Origin of the sequence: Streptomyces gossypii (assembly GCF_025165795.1) — a bacterium.
GTDB classification, from domain to species: domain Bacteria; phylum Actinomycetota; class Actinomycetes; order Streptomycetales; family Streptomycetaceae; genus Streptomyces; species Streptomyces gossypii.
The window spans coordinates 311,332-331,393 of the sequence record NZ_JAJAGO010000001.1 but is presented as its reverse complement, the minus strand read 5'-3'; the positions used below and the strand labels follow the sequence as shown (position 1 = coordinate 331,393).

Genomic DNA, 20,062 nt, shown 5'->3' with positions numbered 1-20,062 from the left:
AAAGAGGCACTTTTCGTGCGTACGAACATCAAGATCACCGCTGCTGCGGCAGCCACCACCGCCCTGGCCCTGGCCCTGTCCGCCTGCGGTACCGACTCCGACCCCGGCAGCTCCTCCGGCGGTGCCGCCGACGACGGCAAGCCGCTGGTCGTCGCCGCCAGCCCCACCCCCCACGGGGACATCCTGAAGTACGTGAGCGAGGAGCTGGCGCCCAAGGAGGACCTGAAGATCGAGGTCGAGGAGTTCACCGACTACGTGCTGCCCAACACCGCCACCGAGAGCGGCCAGGTCGACGCGAACTTCTTCCAGCACAAGCCCTATCTCGACGACTTCAACGAGAAGCAGGGCACCCACCTCGTCGGGGTCGCCGGTGTGCACCTGGAACCGCTCGGGCTCTACTCCAAGGACCTCAAGGAGCTGGGAGACCTCAAGAGCGGCCAGACCGTCGCGCTGCCCAACGACACCACCAACGAGGGCCGCGCCCTCAAACTGCTCGCCGACAACGGCCTCATCACACTCAAGGCCGGAGCGGGCCAGGACGCCACCCCCTCCGACATCAAGGACCGCAAGGGCCTGAAGTTCAAGGAGCTGGAGGCCGCCACCCTGCCGCGCGCCCTCGGCGACGTCGACGCGGCGGTGATCAACGGCAACTACGCGATCGAGGGCGGCCTCGAGCCCGCCCACGACGCCCTTGCCCTGGAGGAGTCGGACGGCAACCCCTACGCCAACCTGCTCGTCGTCAAGGAGGGGGACCAGAACGACCCCCGGATCAAGAAGCTCGCCCGCCTCCTCCACTCGGACGCGGTGAAGAAGTACATCGAGGACACCTACGACAGCGCGATCCTCCCGGCCTTCGGCCCGGTCAAGTCCTCGTAGCGACAAGTCGACTCACAGCGCCGGGCCCGTGACAGCACAGGGGCCCGGCGCTGCGCGTCGCCGGGCCGATGCTGCATGCTGTGCACTGCTGCAACCTTCCGGGGCCCGGCCCCGGACCCCCGAGGCATCTGCATGGAGCGGCGCATGACACCGACCTTTCCGGACATCTCCATCAGTACGGACCGGCTTGTACTGCGCCCGTTCGAACTGGCGGACATCCCCTCCTTCACGGAGATGATGAACGACGAACTGGTCGCCGTCTGGACCTCCGTGCCCGCCCCGTACACCGAGGACGACGCCCGCGCCTGGGTCACCCGCCAGGCACCCGCCCAACGCACGGCCGGGCGCGGCATCGTGCTGGCCGTCACCGAATTCCTCACCCAGCGGCTCGTCGGCGTCGTCCACCTGAAGAACACCGACTGGCGCCTGCTCACCACCGAGGCCTCCTACGTGACAGCGCCATGGGCCCGCGGTGAGGGCTACGCCTCGGAGGCCGTACTGGCCACCGCCCAATGGCTCTTCCAGGACCAGAAGTTCGAACGTCTCGAACTGCGCACCGCCGCCGACAACACCGCCTCCCAGCAGGTCGCCCAGAAGCTCGGCTGCATCAGCGAAGGTGTGCTGCGCAACGCCTGGATCGCCCGCTCCCGCACCGAGGACGGCGGCTGGACCGAGATCCGCACCGACCTCATCGTCTGGAGCCTGCTGCCCGAGGACTTCGACGGAGCACCCGAGCAGTTGTCCGACGGCGGCGGATTCTCCGCCTACCCCGAGTGGAACTGACCGCACCCTCGCCCGTACCCGGGGCTCCGCCTCCGCCTCTGCGGAGGTAATCTCGCTCTGCCCCCCCCAGGACCGGACCAACCGGTGCCCCGCGACCACACAGGAGAGTTCCGCCCATGGCCGACCGCGTCACTGTGATCGGGTGGGACGGCACCCCGCTGACCGACGCGGCTCGCGCCGCTCTCGGCGCGGCCACCCTGGTCGCCGGAGCCGCGCACCATCTCGCCCTGCCCGAGGTACCCCCCGGTGCCGAACGGATCCGGCTCGGCAGCGTCTCACTCGCGGCCCGGCGGATCGCCGGACACCGGGGTACCGCCGTGGTGCTGGCCGACGGCGACCCGGGCTTCTTCGGCGTCGTACGCACACTGCGCGCACCCGAACACGGTCTGGAGGTCGAGGTGACCCCCGCCGTCTCCGCCGTCGCCACCGCCTTCGCCCGGGCTGGTATGCCCTGGGACGACGCGCAGGTCGTCGCCGCCCACCGCCGCACCCTGCGCCGCGTCGTCAACGTCTGCCGTGCGCACACCAAGGTCGCCGTGCTCACCTCACCCGGAGCCGGGCCGCCCGAACTGGCCTTGCTGCTGCGGGGAGTCCACCGCACCTTCGTCATCTGCGAGGCGCTGGGCACCGAGCGGGAGGAGATCAGCGTCCTGACCTCCGACAAGGTCGCCGACCACACCTGGCGCGACCCCAATGTGGTGATAGTCCTCGGCGGCACCGTGGACGCGGGCTCCGTGGAACACCAGGCATCCGGCTGGCTGGCCGGCCACGAACCCGGCTACCCGACGGCCCCGCGCGGCTGGGCGCGCCCCACCTCGGAGTACGCCGGTGGCGCGGCCGGCGCACGCCCCGGCGAGTCGACTCAGCTGCGCGCAGCCCAACTGGCCCGGCTCGGGCCCCGCATCGGCGATCTGGTGTGGGACATCGGTTCGGGCAGCGGCGCCGTGGCGGTCGAGGCGGCCGGCTTCGGTGCCGCCGTCATCGCGGTCGACCGGGACGCGGAAGCCTGCGCCCGTACGGCAGCCGCGGCCCGGAGCAGAGGGCTTCAACTGCAAACCGTGAACGGCACGGCACCGCACGCCCTGGAGGATCTGCCGGAACCGGACGTGGTGCGGATCGGCGGCGGCGACATCCGTACCGTCGCGGCGGTCGGCGACCGGCGCCCCGAGCGGATCGTGACGCACGCGGCGACACGCGACGAGGCGGAGGCGATCGGACGCGTCCTGAGCGCCGCCGGTTACCGCGTCGAATGCGCGCTCCTCCAATCGGTGGAGCTGGACACCGAACGGGACAGGGAGCGTTGGGCGGAGAGTGAGCGCGCCGTCGTCTTCCTCCTTTCGGGTGTCCGCGGCTGAAGTCCTGCGCACATCGCTGAGGAAGCCCCGGATAGTGCCTCTTCTCACTCACCCGTGGCAGGTGAGCCGCTCTGTGCCCGGTAGGCTGATGGACCGTTGTGCCGTCCCCGGCGAGGATGCTTCGTCCTCAATAGTCCGGATGGCGGAGACGGAGGCTCGTGCCGCAATGAGCACGCGCTCGTTCTTCATCCAGGGGGCGCGGCGGGCATCCGCCGGGTTGGAAGAGAACTACCGATGGGCGAGGGGTACGCATGACTGACACCGGCCAGATCCCCGGCGAGGGACAGCCGGCTCACGCGGGCGCACAGCCGGAGCCGCAGCCGGGCACCCCGGCCGCATCCGGCGCGTATACCTTCGAGGACCCGCAGGTGAGCACTTCCGGCATGTCCGGTGAAGAGGAAGATCTGCTGATGCCGGGCGCGCAAGGAGCCTGGGGTGACACCCAGTTGGTGCCGGGAGCCCCCCATCAGACGCGCCCCGTGGGCACCCATGAGACGGACGGGCGCAACACCGGGACACTCGACTACCGGGCCGTCCGGATGCCCCAGCCGGACACACCGGCGGCAGGCGTACCGGCGGACGGTGCGGCTGCCGGGGGTGGTTACGGCGCACACCCCGGGGCGACGCCTGCTGCGGGTACGCCCGCCGCCAGCGCACCGGTCTCCGGTGGGCACGGCACGGGAACGCCTGCCGCGGGTACCCCTGTTGTCGGTACGCCCGCTGGGGGTACGCCCGTGGGCGGTACACCCGCCGCCGGGACGCCCGCGGCCGGGACGCCCGTTGCCATGGTGAACGGTGCGCAGCCGTCCGGCGCGGAGGACGGCGCTGCCCCTGCGGAGAAGGAGTCCGCACAGCAGCGCCGCCCGCTCCACCTCGGCCCTCCGGTGCCCGAGCAGTCGGGCGCCGTACGCTCGCTCGCAGACCGCGGCCCAAGCGCGCCCGCGCCCCCGGCGGCGGACGGCACTCACCAGCAGCAGCACCAGCAGCAGCCTCAGCCGCAGTCCGGCGCGGCGGCGCCGGGTGCCGCGGACCCGTCTCCCGTGGCGCAGCCGGGCCTGCCCGTCACCGGGCTGGAGTACCTCGACATCGCGGAACAGGGCCCCGACTCCCTCCCCGGGCCGCAGCTGGGCGAGATCCCCTCCCAGCCGGACGTGTGGAGCGTCCAGTCGTCGCAGGCTGCCGCCGAGGAGACAGCCAAGCCCGCGACCTCGCACCCCGCAACTTCGCTGCCGGGCCCCGAACTTGCCGCGATCCCCGGCCCCTCGGCGCCTGTCGACCCCTATCCGTCGCCGGAATCCCGGGACGTCCCGGCTGCTCCGGCCCCGGTGCCCGCGACTCCCGAGCCGCAGCCCTCAGGCCCGCAGTCCGAGGCCGCCGACGCAGCCCCGGTGCCCTCGGCGCCGGAGCCCGCACCTGAAGCCTCCGCACCCGACGCCTCCGCACCCGACGCCTCCGCACCCGACGCCTCCGCACCCGACGCCTCCGCACCCGACGCCCCCGGGGCGGACGGCGGGTCCGAGGTCGCCGGGCCGCAGGTCGTGCCGGCGGACGCGGAGACCGCCCCGGCCGCTCAGCCGGAGCCCGTACGAGCGGAACCTGTACAGCCGGAGCCCGTCCAGTCGGAGCCCGTACAACCGGAAGCCGTCCCGCTGGAAGCCGCGCAGGCCGGGCCCGCGCAGTCCCAACCCGTACGGCCTGAGCCCGTGCCCGTGCCCGTGCCCGTGCAGTCGGAACCGGTGCCCCCGGAACCGGGCACCGACACACAGCAGCCCGACCCGGCGGCCGCCCAGCCGCCGTCCGGAGAGGTCCAGCCCCCGGCGGCCCCGGAGGCCCCCCTCGTTGACGTTGTGGCTGAGGAGATCCCGGAGCCTGTCCGGGAACCAGTGCCGGAAGCAGCGGATGGGGGGCCGCCCGCGCCCGCCGCCAAGCACGCGGCTGCCCCTGCCACCCCCGCAGTGGCTGCGGAAGCCGTGACGCCGGACGCCGCGACACCGCCCGTCGAACAGGCGGAACCGACCGAGCCGACGGCGGCAGCGCAGCCCGCAGCACCGGCGACGGAGGAAACCCCCGCCCCGCCCGACGCGAGCACGCCCCCGCTCCCCGAACCGGCCGCCCAGGCCGCGCCGGAGCAGACGGCGGACGCAGCCCCACCCGTGGCCGTACCGCCTGGCATGCCCGTTTCTGCGACCGATCCCGTCCCGTCGATAAGCGGCGACGGCCCGGCGGCCGAAGCCGCGTCGTCCACCGGTGGGGAGCCCGAGACCCGGGCTTCCGCTCCGGCCGGGCCCGAAAGCCTCCCGGAGGCACCCGCCACCCCCGAGGCCCCCGCCGCACCGGAGACGCCCCAGTCACCAGCTGCGCCCGGCTACGACGAGGCCGAGCGTGAGGCGGTGCACCGGCTCATGCGCGAACGACGGGACATCCGCAAGGGCTTCCGATCCGACCCCATCCCGCACGAGGTGCTGCTGCGTGTCCTGGAGGCGGCCCACACGGCGCCCAGCGTCGGTCACTCGCAGCCCTGGGATTTCGTGGTCATCCGGTCCGAGGAGACCCGGCGCACGATGCACGAGCTCGCCCAGCGCCAGCGCGAGGTGTACGCGAAGTCGCTCCCGAAGGCGCGGGCGAAGCAGTTCAAGGAACTGAAGATCGAGGCCATCCTCGACACCCCGGTCAACATCGTCGTCACCGCCGACTCCACTCGCGGCGGCCGCCACACCCTCGGGCGGCACACCCAGCCGCAGATGGCTCCGTATTCCTCCGCCCTCGCCGTCGAGAATCTCTGGCTCGCAGCCCGAGCCGAGGGCCTGGGCGTCGGCTGGGTCAGCTTCTTCGACGAGAAGGAGATGGTCCGCGCCCTCGACCTGCCCAAGCACCTCGACGTGGTCGCGTACCTCTGCATCGGCTATGTCGACGAATTCCCGGACGAGCCCGAGCTGATGCAGGCGGGCTGGTCCAAGCGGCGCCCGCTTTCCTGGGTCGTGCACGAGGAGTCGTACGGCCGCCGTGTGCTGCCCGGTGCCGAGCCCCACGACCTGCTGGCCGAGACCCTGGAGCGGATCCGCCCGCTGGACGCCAAGGCGCTGGGCGAGGCGTGGGAACGTCAGAAGCGGATGACCAAACCGGCCGGTGCGCTCGGCATGCTGGAGATCATCTCCGCGCAGCTGTGCGGCCTCTCCCGGCAGTGCCCGCCGCCGATTCCCGAGCCCGCCGCCGTCGCGGTGTTCGCTGGTGACCACGGGGTGCACGCCCAGGGCGTCACCTCCTGGCCCCAGGAGGTGACGGCGCAGATGGTCACCAACTTCCTGAACGGCGGGGCCGTGGTCAACGCCTTCGCCTCCCAGGTGGGCGCCGAGGTGTGCGTCATCGACGTCGGTGTCGCGGGTGAACTCCCCGCCAGCCCCGGCCTGATGCCGCGCAAGGTGCGGCCGGGCACCGCCGACATGACCCAGGGCCCCGCCCTCACCCCCGACGAGGTGCTGCGGGCCATCGAGGTCGGCATCGAGACGGCGCGGGATCTGGTCGCGGCGGGCAACAAGGCGCTGCTCACCGGCGAGATGGGCATCGCCAACACGACCGCCTCCGCGGCGCTGATCGCCGCCTGCACCGGCGCCGATCCGGCCGAGGTCACCGGGCGGGGCACCGGCATCAGCGATGAGACCCATGCCCGCAAGGTCGAGGTGATCCGCCGCGCCCTCCAGCTCCACCGGCCGGACCCGTCCGACCCCCTCGGGATGCTGGCCGCGATCGGCGGGCTGGAGCACGCGGCACTGACGGGGCTGATCCTGGGTGCCGCGTCACTCCGTACACCCGTGATCCTGGACGGTGTCAGTGCGGGTGCGGCGGCGCTGATCGCGCGGCTCATCGCCCCGGAGGCGCTGGCCGCCTGCATCGCGGGGCACCGCAGCGCGGAACCGGGCCATGTGGCGGCCCTGACCAAGCTGGGTCTGCGTCCGCTGATCGACCTCGACCTGCGGCTCGGCGAGGGCACCGGGGCACTCCTGGCGCTGCCGATGGTGCAGAGCACGGCCCGTGCCATGCACGAGGTCGCCACCTTCGACTCGGCGGGCGTCACCGAGAAGAACTGAGCACCTGCCGTCTCCGTCGCCGTCCCACCCGCCGCCTCCCGTCCCGCGCCCGGGACCGGGAGACGGCGGGTGGCGCGCGTACGCCAGGCCGGTCGCGGGGCATCAGTCTCTGACCAGCGCCGACAGCGGGTCGCGGCGGTACTAAGGTGTTGCTGACCGCCCCCGCAGTCCCCCGACGCCGTTCCGACGCCGCAGCGGCACCGCACCACCGCAAGGAGCCGTACCGCGATGTCCGATACCCCCGCCTATCCCGTAGGGCTCCGCCTGTCCGGACGCCGCGTCGTGGTCCTCGGCGGCGGCACCGTGGCCCAGCGGCGGCTGCCCGCCCTGCTTGCGGCAGGCGCGGACCTGCTTCTCATCGCGCCCGCCGTCACCCCCTCCGTGGAGGCGATGGCCGAAGCGGGCGAGCTGACCTGGGAGCGCCGTCCGTTCCGGGACGGCGACCTCGCGGGAGCCTGGTACGCGCTGATCGCCACCGACGACCCGGCGGCGAACGCCGCGGCCTCCGCTGAGGCCGAGGCGCACCGCATCTGGGCCGTACGCAGCGACGACGCGGAGGCGGCCACGGCCTGGACACCCGCCACCGGCCGCAGCGAAGGCGTCACCGTCGCGGTGCTCACCGGCCGCGACCCCCGGCGTTCCGCCGCCGTACGGGACGCGATCGTCGAAGGGCTGCGCGAGGGCACGCTCGTAGCCCCCCGGCACCGGGCACGTACCGCCGGCGTCGCGCTGGTCGGCGGCGGTCCGGGCGACCCGGATCTCATCACCGTCCGCGGACGGCGCCTGCTGGCCGAGGCCGACGTCGTGATCGCCGACCGGCTCGGCCCGCGCGACCTGCTGGACGAGCTCCCGCCGCATGTCGAGGTGATCGACGCCGCGAAGATTCCGTACGGCCGGGCGATGGCCCAGGAGGCGATCAACAGCGCGCTCATCGCGCACGCCAGGGCAGGCAAGTCGGTGGTGCGGCTCAAGGGCGGCGACCCGTTCGTCTTCGGGCGGGGCATGGAGGAGGCCGAGCAGCTCGCGGAGGCGGGTATCGCGGTGACCGTGGTGCCCGGTATCTCCAGCCCCCTCAGCGTGCCCGCGGCGGTCGGCATCCCGGTGACACATCGCGGAGTCGCGCACGAGTTCACCGTCGTCAGCGGGCATCTCGCCCCGGACGACCCGCGATCCCTCGTCAACTGGGAGGCACTCGCCCGGCTTCGGGGCACGCTCGTCCTGATGATGGCCGTGGAACGCCTCGGCGCCATCGCCGAGACGCTCATCCGGCACGGCCGCGCGGCGGACTCACCCGTCGCGATCGTGCAGGAGGGCACCACGGCGAACGAGCGCCGGGTGGACGCCACCCTGGCGACGGCGGCCGAAGCCGCCGAGGCGGAGGCCATACGGCCCCCGGCCATCATCGTCGTCGGCGACGTCGTATCCGTCGCCCGCCGTCGGTGAACGGCAGCGGGGAGCGGGCCGGCGAGGGGAAGAGGGGGACGGCGCTCCGTGGCTGACGTCATCACCGTCGACGACCCCGACGATCCGCGTCTGAGCGACTACACCGACCTCACCGATGTCGCACTGCGGCGCCGACGGGAGCCCGCCGAGGGGCTCTTCATCGCGGAGGGCGAGAAGGTGATCCGCCGCGCCCAGCAGGCCGGTTACGCCATGCGCTCCATGCTGCTCTCGGCCAAGTGGCTGGGGGTGATGCGGGATGTGATCGAGCAGGCCACCGGCCCGGTCTACGCCGTGGCACCCGAGCTGGCCGAACGCGTGACCGGTTACCACGTGCACCGGGGCGCGCTCGCCTCGATGGAGCGCAGGCCCCTGCCGTCGCCGGAAGCGCTGCTGGCCTCCCCGCGGAGCGGCGTCGTGGAGCCGGCCAGGGGTGCGGGTCAGCGCGTCGCCCTCTTCGAAGACATCGTGGATCACGCGAATCTGGGCGCCGCCTTCCGCAACGCAGCCGCTCTTGGCGTGGACGCCGTCATCCTCACACCGCGCTGTGCCGACCCTCTCTACCGGCGGGCCGTGAAGGTGTCCATGGGCGCGGTCTTCCACGTCCCCTGGACAAGGCTGGCCTCTTGGCCGGAGGACGCCGAACTGTTCCGTCAGCACGGCTTCGTGACGGCCGCCCTGTGCCTCTCAGAGCAGGCGATCACGATTGACGAACTGGCCGCCCGCCGGGATGAGAAGTTGGTCCTGATGCTCGGCACCGAAGGGGACGGGCTGTCGGAAGACGCTCTGAGCGCGGCCGATGAACGGGTCCGCATCCCCATGGTCGCAGGTGTGGACTCCCTCAACGTCGCCGCAGCCTCCGCCGTGGCCTTCTACACGACGAGGCTCTGGTAACGACCCGAGGCTCTGGTCACGACCCGGTGCGGGCTGTCGGGTACCGGACCGTCAGCTCTCTGCGGGATCCGGTCGGCGTTTCGGCAGCAGCTGTGCGGCGGCTGCGGCGATGGTCTCCACCGCGTGCGTGAGAGCAGGGTTCTCCCGGGCCCCGAGGCGGGTGACAGCCATGATGCGGCGGACCAGTGCAGGCTCGCCCCGCAGTGGGAGACGTACAACCGGTGACTCCTCACTCAGCTGTGCCAGGCGCGGCACGAGGATCACCCCGAAGCCGTGGGCGACCAGAGCGGTGCCGGTGCCCCACTCATCCGCGTAGTGGGCGATGTGGGGTGTGAAGCCCGCGCTCATGCAGGCTGCGAGCACCAACTGGTGGTAGGTCGTGCCCGGGTTGCCGAGGATCCAGGGTTCCCTCGCGGCATCGGCGAGGGTGACCCGCTGCCGGCGGGTCAGTGGATGGCCCTGCGGCACCACCAGGTCCAGCGGGTCGTCGAGGAGCGGCTGCTGGTCGAAGCGGCGGTCCGTCATGGGCGGTGAATCCGCCGTGGCCACCAGCAGCGCGAGGTCGGCCTCGTCCGAGAGCAGCAGGTCGAAGCAGCGGTCGGGTTCGGCTTCGATGATGCGCACCCTCAGGTGAGGGTGGGCGTCGCGCAGCGCCGCTGCGGCGGGTGGCAGCAAGCGGCTCGCGGCGGTGGAGAAACCGCAGAGCGTGACCTGTCCGGTGGGCTCGGTGTCAAGGGTTGCCAGTTCGGCGCGGGCGAGTTCCCACTGCTCCTGGAGGAGCTCCGCGTGGCGCAGCAGAATGCGGGCCGCGTGCGTCAGCCGGATGCCCCTGCCCTGATGCACCGCCAGGTCCGTGCCCACGTCGGCGGCGAGCTGGCGCAGCTGGTAGGAGACGGCGGAGGGCGTGTAGTGCAGCGCCTGTGCCGCGGCGGTCACCGTGCCGTGCTCGGCAACCATCTGCAGGATCCGGAGCCGTGAGTCAATCATGCAAACAGTTTGCACGGTCATCCATAAAATCGTTTGATTTTCCTTGCGATTGATTGCCCGCACACTGATTCATATGATCATTACTGACCGGGAGTTCCGGATCCAAGGGCATGGTCGGCGGGAGGGCCACGCCGACCGCCAGGCGGTGCAGACCGCCGGGATCCTCGTCGTGGTACTGACCGCGGGCGCCTACCTTCCCAGCCCCCTCTATCCCGACTACCAGCGTGTCTTCGGCTATGACGACCTGGTCATGACCCTGCTTTTCGCAACCTTCGCCCTGGTCAGCGGGCCCGCGCTGCTGCTGTGCGGACCGGCGGCGGACGTCATGGGCCACCGGCCCGTCCTGCGGCTGAGCGTGCTGCTCGCCGCAGCGGGCTCCCTCTGCTTCGCCCTCGCCGACAGCCCCGCCTGGCTCTTCGCCGGGCGCGTCGGCCAAGCACTGGCCCTGGGCGCCGCGACCGGCGCGGCTCAGGCACTCATCACCTGGCACCGCAGCCCCGCGGCCCGCATCGGCGGACCGCTCCTCGGCAGCCTGGCCTTCGCAGCGGGCACCGCCGTGGGGCCGGCCGCAGCGGGCCTGCTCGCCCGGTACGCACCCGGGCCGCTCGTCACCCCCTTTCTGCTGCACCTGACCCTGCTGGCATGGGTATGGCGCCGACTCCGCCGGACCGTTCCCGGCCCGGCGGACATCCCCATGACCCAGCGGCGGTGGCGCCCCACCCGACCGCACATCCCGCCCACGATGCGGACACTCTTCTTCACCGCGGGGTACAACGGGTTCCTCGCCTGGGCCGTCGTCGGCATCTACCTCGCCCTGTTACCGGCCCTCCTCGGGCAGACCCTGCACACCGACAACCCCGCCCTGACCGGCGGAGTGCTGGGAGCAGTCCTGTCATGCTCCCTGCTGGCCCAGCTCGCCGGCACGCGCTGCACCGCACACATCGCACAGCAACTCGGTACCGCCGCGCTCACCGTGAGCCTGCTGCTGCTCGCAGCCACCGGGGCCGCCTCCCTCCCGGCCACGCTCGCCTCCGCGCTGCTGGCCGGCGCCGGGCACGGGCTGGCTTTCAGCGGCGCCGCCCGAGCAGTGGACGCACGGACACCGGCCGGACAACGGGCCGGGATCGGGGCCGCGCTGTACCTGCTCTTCTACCTGGGGTCGGGGGCACCCGCCGTCGCCGTAGGCGTGCTGAGCACCTGGATGCCGCTCAGTGCATCCGTGACCCGGCTCAGCTGGACCGGTGCCGCCCTGGGTGTTCTCGCCCTGATCGCCACCTTCCGCCTCGGCCGCCGAGGACGCCTTCCGACACCGCTGAACGAGCGGTGCGCCGGGCCGGACCGACCCACATTGGGGCATGATCCAGATACGCCGGAAACCCGCCACGGGATGATCTTGAACGTCGGGTAGTTCCTACGGACCGGTCACGAGAACGTTGACGCGGTTCTCGTACTCGCGGCGGGCCTTGCGCTGCGCCGGGACCGCCGCGGCGCCGCAGGGGGCCTGGCGGAGGCCGAGAAGTCGGCGGTGGATCGCGGGCACGGCGCTGACACCTCGTCCAGCGTCGGGATGAAGAAGTGGCGGTTCGCGGCCAGCGACAGCTCGCGCCCGCTCACGCCGGGAATGTGCCGGGCGGCTTCGTAGGGGCCCATGTTGGTGCCCTTCACGAAGGTGGTGATGACGTACCGGCCGAAGGGGTCCTTCAGCTTCGGCTCGTTGCCCGAGGCAGGATCGAAACGGCGCCACCACTCCACCCGGTACGCCGTACGGGAGATGACCCCGAGCAGTGATGCCGTGGTGGGCTGCGACCTTCTCGATCTTCTCGTACTGCCCCGCGAACCCGCCGAAGTCGTCCGCCGCCGCCGAGGGCACCCCCAGCGCGCTGGCCCGAGCCCGTCACCAAGCCGCGCGGCGATGTCCTCCGCATCCAGCGGAGACGCGGCAATCCCGCCAGCTCGCGGCCGAAGCTGGAGGAACCTGGCGCCACTATGCCCCCGGCAACCGCACCTGGTGACGACCTGCAGCTTGGCTGACGAACGGTCAAGGCGTCAGCGGGCCGGCGAGAGCCGCTGCTCCTGCCGCGCGGTCTCCGGACCACGAGATCGACGCATCGTCAGCGGGCAGTCGTCCCCAGAGCATGAGCAGTAGCCGCTGCGCCGTTCCGGCGATCTCGGCCACGGGCTCGCCTGGACCGTGAGTCCAGGACTGGCCGGTGTCCGTGGCCCGCAGCCGGAACGCATGGCGCGGCGGTTCAGCCCGTCCGAGCTTGACCTGTCGCGGCGCCATCGTGTCGAAGACCTCCGCCACGCCGTCTGCCGCGAACTCCGGGCTGAAGGGGAGAGAATCTCCCAGGGCGTTCTGCGCGTCCCAGCGGTGGATCAACATCTCCTGAGCACGCCGCCGCTGCCAGAAGCCCACAGTGTGCGGCGGGTGGATAGTCCACGCCTCGATGGCGGGATCAGTGTCCAACGCGGCCAGCAACTCGTCTACGGAAGCGTTGAACCAGTCCCGCACCTCGGCGTCCACCCGCGGTGCGGGCGGCGCCTCGTAGTCGCCGCGCTTGTCGGTGACCGCAGCGGCAGCCCAGAGGTTGCCCCGGCCCATGTGCTCGGCGAGATCGCGCAGCGACCAGTCCCCGCAATGGAGGACGGGCAAACTCAGGTCGTGCCCAAGGCAGGCGCTGAATGCAGCGGACTCCTGGCGCAGCAGCTGGAGGTAGGGAAGCGAAGCCATGGCGCTGACCCTACCCAGCCTCAGTCCCTGGCCCCGCGCTCACTTCCGCCGATGCCCTCGCCCTCACCGCTCCGTCCCAGCCCTCGAACGCGACATCCGCAGCTGGCTCGCCGACTGGAACGACCACCCACAGCCCTTCGTATGGACCAAGAACGCCGACGAGATCCTCGACAAAGCCGCCGCCCACTGCCACCGAATCTCCGACTCAGGACACTAGCGCTGTGACCGGGAAGGTTTGCCGGGCTCGCGGCGTCCGGTGCGGTACTTCGCAAGGCGGAGGATCGCCCTGGTACCGGGCGTACCCGGGCGACTCCGACAACGCGGCGAGGTGCCGGGCGTCGCGAGCCGGTGAACGTTCCCGGTCACAGCACTAGAGGTGTGTGGTGGCGGTCGGGGGACAGGGGGTGCTCGGGTGTGTTCGCGCCGCGTACCGAGCTCTGGCAGCCCTGGGCCGCAGCGATGCCGAGGGCGACGAGCAGCGTCACCGTCACGAACACCACGAGCCGCTGCCGCAGCAGCCTGCGGTTCGCGCCCGTGCGTCGCCCCGGACCGGCGCGGCCCCCGGAGCGGGCGGGCGGCCGAGCGCCCGACCGCGCCGGGCCGTTCGTGCGCGCACCCGCCGGGCGGGGCCCCGTCCGGGACGACGAAGCACGGGAGGACGAGGCACGGGACGATGCCGCGCGTGGTGACGACGAACGGGAGGAACTGGATGCCCGCTCCGCTCCACCGGGCTCGGAGGCCGGGCCCCGCTCGGTGCGCTGCCGCGCGTATTCGTCCGCACGCCGCCCCGTCGGCCGTTGACCCAGCCGATCCGGCTGGGTCGGTGACGCGTGCTGGCCGTCGCCGTCCGGCAGGCCGCGCGCCTCCCGGGCGGCGATCTCCTTCAGTCGCAGGGACAGTTGCAGGGTGCTGGGCCGGTCCTCTGGCGCCTTGACCAGACAGGCGTCGATCAACGGGGCCAGCGCCGCGTGGACGTCCCGCAGTTGCGGCTCCTCGTGCACGACCCGGTACAGCATCACTTCCGAACTACCCTGCCCGAAGGGGGAGTCGGCGGTGGCGGCGTAGGCGAGGGTCGCGCCCAGCGCGAAGACGTCCGTCGCCGGGGTCACCGCCGCACCACGCACCTGCTCGGGGGCGAGGAAGCCTGGTGAGCCGACCGCCGTGCCCACGTGGGTCAGGGTGCTCGCACCCGTCGACCAGGCGATCCCGAAGTCGATGATGCGCGGGCCCTTCGGGGACAGCAGGATGTTCGACGGTTTGAGGTCCCGGTGCACCACCCCCGCCTCGTGCACGGCGACCAGGCCCTCGGCCAACGCCGCCCCGACGGAGGCGACCTGGGAGGGCGGCATCGGACCGCCCTCGTTCACCTTGTCGTGCAGCGAGGGGCCGGGCACGTACTGGGTGGCGAACCACGGCCGGTCCGCGTCCAGGTCGGCGGCCACCAGGCGGGCGGTGCAGCCGCCGCTGATGCGCCGGGCGGCCGAGACCTCCCGGGCGAAGCGCGAACGGAACTCCTGGTCCTCCGCGAGATCGGGGCGGATGACCTTCAGCGCCACCCGCTGTCCCCGTCGGTCGGACCCGAGATAGACAACACCCATGCCGCCGGCGCCGAGGCGCCGGTGAAGTCTGAACGAGCCGACGACTCGCGGGTCCTCGCGCCGGAGCCGCATCATCGCCATGTCGTTTCCCTACCTCCGGTGGGGAGGCCCCTGTCCCCCCAACTCTTGTGGGGGAGGCCCCATCCGCTGCCCGTCCGTCTGACGAGAGACAGCTTACGGACTGCGGGGTCCCAGCCACGATAGGCGGCCCACGCGCCGCCAGACGGGTTGTCAATGCCCAGATTGACAGCCGGACGGGGCGGGCCGCAGGCGGTCGCCGGGCCTGGTGGGTCGCCGACCGGTCAGCCCAATGTCCGCACGGGCAAAGGAGGTTGACGTAGTCCCGGGAACGAGACGGACCGCAGCTGAGGGCCGGAGGCGGAGGCGGTGCGCACGCTGCTCCGACGGGTGGAGGCAGCGGTGCTGCCCGCCAGGCGCGGCTGCGGGGCGGCGCCCGAGTGAGGGAAGTCACCTGCTCTCCGGCTCGTACGCCGGTGTGCGCGCTGGTCCGTACGCCGACCCGCCGCGCCTGCCGGTGCGCGCTGCCGCTCCGCCGGGCTCCAGGTCCTCCCCGCAAGGGGGCGCAGGGCGCCCGTAAGCCGCCCGCCCTTCCCATACACGGGCCGGACCGCGCCGCTGACCTGCGGAGTCCGGTTCGTCGCGGATTACCCCTGGGGGATGTCCCCGGCGTCCGCGAGGAGCTCTCCACCCTAGGGAGTATCCGAGATCGCGGGCTGTCATCCTGCGGGAGGCCATGCAGTCGGTACGCGGGCATGACGCCGCGCTCGGGCCCCCCGCCTAATGTTGCTCTCAAGCGGCGGGCGCAGCACTCGTCCCCCGAGGTCAGACGCCCGCCGCCCCAGAGACAGGAGCGGATCATGGCGCACACGGCAGGACGTACGGCGTCCCGGGCACACGGAAGGCTTGCGGCGATCGCCGCAGTCGGCGTGCGTCCCGGGGGCCGACGGCACCCGCTGGTGGCAGCCGCCATGGTGCTCCCGCTGGCCCTGGTCCTCGCCGTCGTCTTCGGCGGCGTGGACGCAGTGGCCACACAGGCGTCGTCCGTGGCCGGAATGCTGGGGCGCTGAGAAGCGCCCCGGGCTCGGGAGAGCGGCCCGAGTCGGGGACATCCGGCCATCAGCCCCGTGGGGACGGGGGTGCGGCGGACGGCACGAGAGCCCGGGCAGCTGGGGAGCTGCCCGGGCTTCGGGGCGTCCGGACGCGGATGCCACCAGCGCGCCGCGTACGATCCGGGCGCATGAATCCGGACAGCGACCCCGGGGCCGCGGCGCTCACCCGCACTCTCGCCGGTCTCGCGCGCGCCCGCAGTCGTATTCGGGCCCGCACCCACGACAGCTGTGCATGCGGGGAGTCGCTGCTGTCGGACCGGGCGGACGGCACGGTGGTGCGGGTCGGAACCGCAGTAGCCAAGGCACACGCCGCCGACACGGACCCGGCGGCGCTGGACGTACGCGTCCGGATCGCCGCCGACCACGCGCTCGCCGGGATACTGCTGCCGCCGCTGCCTCCCGCCGCGGTGGCCCGGCTGGACGGCGGGCGGCTCGCGACGGTGTGGCCGTACGGTGTGCCGGTCGACCCGGACGAACCCCTCTCGGCGCCCTGGGAGGCGGCCGGCACGGTGCTGGCCCGGCTGCATGCCGTCGCACTCGGCCCGCTGGGCGGTCGGCTGCCGGGCGCGCTTCCCGCGATGCGCGGGCCCGCGAAGGCCGCTGCGGCGCTCGGCCGGATGCGCGCCGCCACCGCCGGGCGCGCCGCGGGGATCACCGCCGGGCGCACCGATCCGCGCATCGGCCGGCAGCACCAAGCCGCCCGGGACGCGACCGAACGCGTCTGGGCCGGGCTCCCCGCGTGGTGCCGTGCCGAGGACCCCGGCACCATCCCGAGCACGCGCGCGCTCTGCCACGGGGACTTCCACCTGGGGCAGTTGGTCCGCTCTCCCTCACCCGGCGCCCCCGGATGGCGGCTCATCGACATCGACGATCTCGGGGCCGGTGATCCTGCCTGGGATCTCGCCCGCCCCGCCGCCTGGTACGCGTCCGGGCTGCTGTCGCCGGACGCCTGGGCGCGCATGCTCGACGCCTACCAGGAAGCGTCCGGCACCCGGGGCTCCGACCCCTGGCCACAACTGGACGCCCCCGCACGTGCGCTGACGGCACAGAGCGCGGCGCTCGCCGTCGCGAAGGCGGCCGCCGCGGGCCGCGCGCTCGACGAGGACGAGGAGGCACTGGTGGAGTCCTGTAACCGTATTGCCCAACTGCACGCAGTTCAGGGGCCGTAGGGTGGGCCTGCCAGTGAAGCGAACGTCGAGGAGATGAAGCCGACGATGCAGTGTCCCAAGTGTGGCGCGCCGATGCAGACTTTCAACCGCAGTGGCGTCCAGATCGAGCAGTGCGGCGGCTGCCGGGGGATTTTCCTGGACTACGGCGAGCTGGACGCGCTCAGCCGCTTCGAGTCGCAGTGGTCGCAGCAGCCCGCCCCGGGCCCGCCGCCGCCCCCGCAGGGCCCCGGCCCCGCCCCGCAGGCGTACCCGGCCGCCCCCGCCTGGGGCGCACCGCACCAGGGTCAGCACGGCTACCACGGTGGCCATCAGGGTCACCACGGCAAGCATGGTGGCCGTCAGGGCTTCGGCCGGATGCTGTTCTCGTCCTGAAGGGGCCGGGTGCCCGTGTGCCTGCGGTGACCCCTGCGCATAACGTGAAACCCCCGGCCGAATCCGGCCGGGGGTTTCCGCGCTGTGGACGATACTGGGATTGAACCAGTGACCTCTTCCGTGTCAGGGAAGCGCTCTCCCGCTGAGCTAATCGTCCGCTCGCCCGCGCCGGGCGCGGACATCGTGCTGCGTGCGCGATACTGGGATTGAACCAGTGACCTCTTCCGTGTCAGGGAAGCGCTCTCCCGCTGAGCTAATCGCGCGGGGCGAAATCCGCCCGAAGGCGGACAGTGGACGATACTGGGATTGAACCAGTGACCTCTTCCGTGTCAGGGAAGCGCTCTCCCGCTGAGCTAATCGTCCGAGGTGGAGACGGGATTTGAACCCGTGTAGACGGCTTTGCAGGCCGTTGCCTCGCCTCTCGGCCACTCCACCATGGCAGGGGACACAGTACCCCCATCCGAGCGGACGACGAGATTCGAACTCGCGACCCTCACCTTGGCAAGGTGATGCTCTACCAGCTGAGCTACGTCCGCAGATGTCGCCTCCCGAAGCGCTAGCGTCCGGGCGACGTGTTGAACTTTAGCGGATTCCCGGGCCAGCTCAAATTCCGTTTCCGCAGCGTGGCTGCCGGACGGCCACCCATACACTTCGTTCTGTGCCCGTCCCCCCTCCGCTCGCCCGCTTCGGCGGCCTCGTCGCCGGTGATCTCCGCGATGTCACCAGCGACCCGTCCGCGCTTGATTCCTCGGGCTGGTGGGCGGTGGTCGCGGACTTCGAGGGCGGACTGACCTGCGCCCGCTTCGGCGACGTACGGCGGGCTCGCACGGGCCGAACGGATCGGACGGGCCTGACGGCGGCGGCGTCTGGCGCCTCCGGCCGCTGGCGCGGACCCGCCCCCGGCGACTGGAGCACCTCGCTGGACCGCGCCTCCTACACCGCCGGTGTGCGCAGCATCCGCCGGCACATAGCGGCGGGGGAGGTGTACCAGGCAAACCTGTGCCGGGTGCTGAGCGCACCGCTGCCCGGCGGCCGGGATGCGGCGGTCAGCGACATAGACCGGCTCGGCGCGGCGCTGGCGCACGGCAACCCCGCCCCGCACGCCGGGGTCGTCCGGCTGCCCGCGCACGGGATCGAGGTCGCCACCGCCTCGCCGGAGCTGTATCTGCGCCGCGACGGCAGCACCGTCACCTCCGGTCCGATCAAGGGCACCGGACGCACCGCCGCGGAGCTGCAGGCGAAGGACCACGCCGAGAACGTGATGATCGTCGACCTGGTCCGCAACGACCTGGGCCGCGTCTGCGCCACCGGCTCGGTCACCGTCCCGGCACTGTGCGAGGTCGAGGACCATCCGGGCCTCGTCCATCTCGTCTCCACCGTGCGCGGCGAACTGGCGGACGAACACCGTGACAGCGGCTGGGCCCGGCTGCTGGACGGCACCTTTCCGCCCGGGTCCGTGACCGGCGCGCCCAAGTCCCGTGCGCTGCGTGTCATCTCCGAACTGGAGCCGGTCGCGCGCGGTCCGTACTGCGGCGGTGTGGGCTGGGTCGATGCCGACCGGCGCACCGGCGAACTGGCTGTCGGCATCCGTACCTTCTGGATCGAACGCGACGGTCCGGGCGGTCCGTCGCTGCGGTTCGGCACCGGGGCCGGGATCACCTGGGGCTCCGATCCCGAGCGGGAATGGCGGGAGACCGAGCTCAAGGCGGCCCGGCTGCTCGCGGTAGCGTCGGGTGAGTACCGGGACGGCGGGCTCACCGCCGGGAGAACGACCGAAACGACTGAACCACTGACTGAACCACTGAAGGAGACGACGACGTGAGGATCTGGCTCGACGGCTCGCTGCGGGACCTGGGTGACGCGCGGGTGTCCGTGCTCGACCACGGAGTGACCGCCGGAGACGGAGTCTTCGAGACCATCAAGACCACCGACGGTGTTCCCTTCGCGCTCACCCGTCACCTGACGCGGCTCGCCCGCTCGGCGCACGGGCTCGGTCTCCCCGAGCCTGACGCCGACGAGGTGCGCCGTGCGTGCGCCGCGGTGATCGAGGCCAACCCGATGCCGCTCGGGCGGCTGCGGATCACCTACACCGGTGGCCCTTCACCTCTCGGTTCCGACCGGGGTGAGGACGGGCCCACGCTGGTGGTCGCGCTCGGCGAGACGCCCCGGCGGCCCGACACCACCGCTGTGGTCACCGTGGACTGGACTCGCAACGAGCGCGGCGTGCTGACGGGACTGAAGACGACCTCCTACGCGGAGAACGTCGTCGCGCTGGCCCACGCGCGCAAGCACGGCGCGACGGAGGCGGTGTTCGGCAACACGGCCAGCCGGCTGTGCGAGGGCACCGGCTCCAACATCTTCGTCGTCCTGGACGGCGAACTGCACACCCCACCCCTCGCCTCCGGCTGCCTGCCGGGCATCACCCGCGCACTGGTCGCGGAGTGGTCCGGCGCCCGCGAGACCGATCTTCCGCTCGACGTCCTCGACCGCGCCGAGGAGATCTTCCTGACCTCCTCCCTCCGCGATGTCCAGGCCGTGCGCCGTGTCGACGGCCGCGAACTGCCCGGCGTCCCGGGCCCGGTCACCGCGAAGGCCATGAGGGTCTTCGCCGAGCGCTCCACCGCCGACCCGGAGGCCTGAGC

At 72.3% G+C, this 20,062-nt stretch carries 16 protein-coding genes and 5 tRNA genes; 12 read left to right on the top strand and 9 right to left on the bottom strand.

The window, feature by feature from the left end; all coding sequences use genetic code 11:
- Positions 1–15 precede the first annotated feature (15 nt).
- The 6 genes from LHJ74_RS01500 to LHJ74_RS01475 all read left to right on the top strand — a co-directional run bounded on the left by LHJ74_RS01500 (position 16) and on the right by LHJ74_RS01475 (position 9,433).
- Positions 16–876 (top strand): MetQ/NlpA family ABC transporter substrate-binding protein, encoded by an 861-nt coding sequence (locus tag LHJ74_RS01500; protein ID WP_260215537.1) that lies wholly within the window; start codon positions 16–18, stop codon positions 874–876.
- Positions 877–1,020: 144 nt separating this feature from the next.
- Positions 1,021–1,659: a GNAT family N-acetyltransferase gene (locus tag LHJ74_RS01495; RefSeq protein ID WP_260215536.1), complete on the top strand. Its 639-nt coding sequence runs from the start codon at positions 1,021–1,023 to the stop codon at positions 1,657–1,659.
- Between the two features lie 116 nt (positions 1,660–1,775).
- Positions 1,776–3,014 carry a precorrin-6y C5,15-methyltransferase (decarboxylating) subunit CbiE gene (gene cbiE, locus LHJ74_RS01490; RefSeq protein ID WP_260215535.1) on the top strand — a complete coding sequence of 413 codons (1,239 nt, stop codon included), beginning with the start codon at positions 1,776–1,778 and terminating at the stop codon, positions 3,012–3,014.
- A gap of 251 nt (positions 3,015–3,265) precedes the next feature.
- Entirely contained in the window at positions 3,266–7,099 is a 3,834-nt protein-coding gene (cobT, locus tag LHJ74_RS01485; RefSeq protein ID WP_260215534.1) for a nicotinate-nucleotide--dimethylbenzimidazole phosphoribosyltransferase, read from the top strand.
- 228 nt (positions 7,100–7,327) lie between these two features.
- Positions 7,328–8,542 carry a uroporphyrinogen-III C-methyltransferase gene (cobA, locus tag LHJ74_RS01480; RefSeq protein WP_260215533.1) on the top strand — a complete coding sequence of 405 codons (1,215 nt, stop codon included), beginning with the start codon at positions 7,328–7,330 and terminating at the stop codon, positions 8,540–8,542.
- Between the two features lie 48 nt (positions 8,543–8,590).
- Positions 8,591–9,433 carry a TrmH family RNA methyltransferase gene (locus LHJ74_RS01475; protein ID WP_260215532.1) on the top strand — a complete coding sequence of 281 codons (843 nt, stop codon included), beginning with the start codon at positions 8,591–8,593 and terminating at the stop codon, positions 9,431–9,433.
- A gap of 51 nt (positions 9,434–9,484) precedes the next feature.
- Here LHJ74_RS01475 and LHJ74_RS01470 read toward each other — a convergent pair whose 3' ends face one another.
- Positions 9,485–10,420 carry a LysR family transcriptional regulator gene (locus tag LHJ74_RS01470; RefSeq protein ID WP_260215531.1) on the bottom strand — a complete coding sequence of 312 codons (936 nt, stop codon included), beginning with the start codon at positions 10,418–10,420 and terminating at the stop codon, positions 9,485–9,487.
- 73 nt (positions 10,421–10,493) lie between these two features.
- On the opposite strand from LHJ74_RS01470, the gene LHJ74_RS01465 reads away from it, so the two are divergent.
- Positions 10,494–11,828 (top strand): MFS transporter, encoded by a 1,335-nt coding sequence (locus LHJ74_RS01465; protein ID WP_260215530.1) that lies wholly within the window; start codon positions 10,494–10,496, stop codon positions 11,826–11,828.
- 14 nt (positions 11,829–11,842) lie between these two features.
- Here the strand turns inward: LHJ74_RS01465 and LHJ74_RS01460 are convergent, their stop codons facing one another.
- The 3 genes from LHJ74_RS01460 to LHJ74_RS01445 form a co-directional block, all read right to left on the bottom strand.
- Complete coding sequence (locus LHJ74_RS01460; RefSeq protein WP_260215529.1) at positions 11,843–12,172, bottom strand: Tn3 family transposase; 330 nt, start codon at positions 12,170–12,172, stop codon at positions 11,843–11,845.
- 286 nt (positions 12,173–12,458) lie between these two features.
- On the bottom strand, positions 12,459–13,151 hold the full coding sequence (locus LHJ74_RS01455; protein WP_260215528.1) for a maleylpyruvate isomerase family mycothiol-dependent enzyme: 693 nt from the start codon (positions 13,149–13,151) through the stop codon (positions 12,459–12,461).
- 362 nt (positions 13,152–13,513) lie between these two features.
- Positions 13,514–14,830: a serine/threonine-protein kinase gene (locus LHJ74_RS01445; protein WP_260215527.1), complete on the bottom strand. Its 1,317-nt coding sequence runs from the start codon at positions 14,828–14,830 to the stop codon at positions 13,514–13,516.
- A 797-nt stretch (positions 14,831–15,627) separates the two neighbouring features.
- On the opposite strand from LHJ74_RS01445, the gene LHJ74_RS01440 reads away from it, so the two are divergent.
- The 3 genes from LHJ74_RS01440 (at position 15,628) to LHJ74_RS01430 (ending at position 17,420) form a co-directional block, all read left to right on the top strand.
- Entirely contained in the window at positions 15,628–15,837 is a 210-nt protein-coding gene (locus LHJ74_RS01440) for a hypothetical protein (RefSeq protein ID WP_260215526.1), read from the top strand.
- A 170-nt stretch (positions 15,838–16,007) separates the two neighbouring features.
- Positions 16,008–17,048, top strand: coding sequence for a phosphotransferase family protein (locus tag LHJ74_RS01435; RefSeq protein WP_260215525.1), 1,041 nt, complete (start codon positions 16,008–16,010; stop codon positions 17,046–17,048).
- 45 nt (positions 17,049–17,093) lie between these two features.
- Positions 17,094–17,420, top strand: coding sequence for a TFIIB-type zinc ribbon-containing protein (locus LHJ74_RS01430; protein ID WP_260215524.1), 327 nt, complete (start codon positions 17,094–17,096; stop codon positions 17,418–17,420).
- Positions 17,421–17,505: 85 nt separating this feature from the next.
- Here the strand turns inward: LHJ74_RS01430 and LHJ74_RS01425 are convergent.
- The 5 genes from LHJ74_RS01425 to LHJ74_RS01405 all read right to left on the bottom strand — a co-directional run bounded on the left by LHJ74_RS01425 (position 17,506) and on the right by LHJ74_RS01405 (position 17,956).
- Positions 17,506–17,577, bottom strand: a tRNA-Val gene (locus LHJ74_RS01425).
- Between the two features lie 34 nt (positions 17,578–17,611).
- A tRNA-Val gene (locus tag LHJ74_RS01420) sits at positions 17,612–17,683 on the bottom strand.
- A gap of 28 nt (positions 17,684–17,711) precedes the next feature.
- Positions 17,712–17,783, bottom strand: a tRNA-Val gene (locus LHJ74_RS01415).
- Between the two features lies 1 nt (position 17,784).
- A tRNA-Cys gene (locus LHJ74_RS01410) sits at positions 17,785–17,855 on the bottom strand.
- Between the two features lie 28 nt (positions 17,856–17,883).
- Positions 17,884–17,956, bottom strand: a tRNA-Gly gene (locus LHJ74_RS01405).
- A 122-nt stretch (positions 17,957–18,078) separates the two neighbouring features.
- On the opposite strand from LHJ74_RS01405, the gene LHJ74_RS01400 reads away from it, so the two are divergent.
- Both LHJ74_RS01400 and LHJ74_RS01395 read left to right on the top strand, forming a co-directional pair.
- Entirely contained in the window at positions 18,079–19,242 is a 1,164-nt protein-coding gene (locus LHJ74_RS01400) for a chorismate-binding protein (protein ID WP_260215522.1), read from the top strand.
- Positions 19,239–20,060: an aminotransferase class IV gene (locus LHJ74_RS01395; protein WP_260215520.1), complete on the top strand. Its 822-nt coding sequence runs from the start codon at positions 19,239–19,241 to the stop codon at positions 20,058–20,060. The genes LHJ74_RS01400 and LHJ74_RS01395 overlap by 4 nt, the downstream gene beginning before the upstream one ends.
- The last annotated feature ends 2 nt before the right edge of the window (positions 20,061–20,062 follow it).